Below are 1353 nucleotides of genomic sequence, written 5' to 3'. Positions count from 1 at the left end.
AATCCTGAGTACGAATGAGCCGCAGGAGGCATTTGACGAACGGGGAAGCAAGGGCTTCTTCGTCATTGTTGACAGCAGGGCCAACCGGAGGAATTTCGTTGTTCGTCATTTCAGTCTTCGTCTTCGAGGTACGATTTCCTTTTCCTGCGATGCCCACTCCGGGTCCGCTTGCGTGGCCGACGAATGGCTTGGGCGGGCCAACCCCAAGAGTGCCCCGTGGCCGACCTCGACATGTCCACGAGTGCGAGACCTGCGGCGCGAATTCGCGGCGCACATCGTCTGCGCCGCGATCCGACCGGTGGTCAACGCAATTGAAATCCAACCTGCCGCAAGCCGCCGCCCTGCTGCATCGACATACTTGCTGCGAAGAGAGCTTCGATGGGCGGATTGGCCAGTGTTCAATTCCAATTGTCAGTCCCTTCGCGATTCTTGCTCAGGAAGTGACTGCGTTTTGAGTTTCGGGTGCCTTCTTTTGCGGAGCCACACAAAGATCCGCGTGACAGGCAGGCTCACCCGTGTAGTTGGCCAGTGCTTCGAGCAATGGGGTAAGATAGTACTGTTTGGTGTGGTCCGGAATTGGCCCCAGCCGGTCCACCGATTTCAGTGCCACCTCGATCAACTCGATTGCGCGATCTTTGTTGCCGCTCTCGTAATAATACTGAGCTACCGGGAGGTACCGGCGGTATTTAAACGGGCCATCGCCGTTCGGGGGATTGAGTGCCAGTATCTGTTCCGAGAGCTCGTTGCCCATCGCAAAGCGCTCCGCGCGCGGAAGATGGGAATTGTCCATCGTGGGATCGAAGAGTTGGTTGAGGGCCAAGGCCATCCACGACACCGCGTCGGACGTTTTGTCGATCGCGTCCTCGACCAATTCTCGCATGACCGGCATGCCGGTCTTGATGTCGCGCAGCTTGTGAAGCAGAAGATCCGCATGAATCTGCCGAAAATCAAAAGAGTCTGGCATCAAGGCGAGGCCTTCTTCGATGGCCAAGAGCGCCGCCGTCCAATTCTCGGCCTGCATCGCCGGCTCAAGTTTGGCGTATATCGGCCCGGTAAGCGACATTTCGCGCGCTGCAAGTTGGTTATGCGCGATGCGCTTTGCATCGGCGGCTTTCGCTTCATAGCTGCTGCGCCAGCTGCCGTTAAGGACTTTCGGCAAAACGTCATCGAGTTCCGCCGGGTGGCCGATAAAAGCGATGTGGCCGTCGCGGTCGACCACGAACGAGGTGGGAATCCCAATCGAAGAGCTGGGATCCATCCAGAGCTTGTTCATTTCGCCAATGTAATCGAACCCGATACGATAATTCAGATTCGGGAACTTCTCGGTCAGCCAGGCATCCACGTTGGTCCGCG

General features: G+C 57.4%; 1 protein-coding gene. It reads right to left on the bottom strand.

All coding sequences use genetic code 11. The features are described from left to right. Positions 1-433: 433 nt before the first annotated feature. The coding region (locus EOB80_RS34225) for a TlpA family protein disulfide reductase (RefSeq protein ID WP_127332393.1) at positions 434-1353 on the bottom strand (920 nt) is incomplete at its 5' end.

The sequence above is a fragment of the Mesorhizobium sp. M7A.F.Ca.MR.245.00.0.0 genome (genome assembly GCF_003997415.1).
Classification (GTDB): domain Bacteria; phylum Pseudomonadota; class Alphaproteobacteria; order Rhizobiales; family Rhizobiaceae; genus Mesorhizobium.
This window is presented reverse-complemented; position numbering and strand designations above follow the sequence as displayed.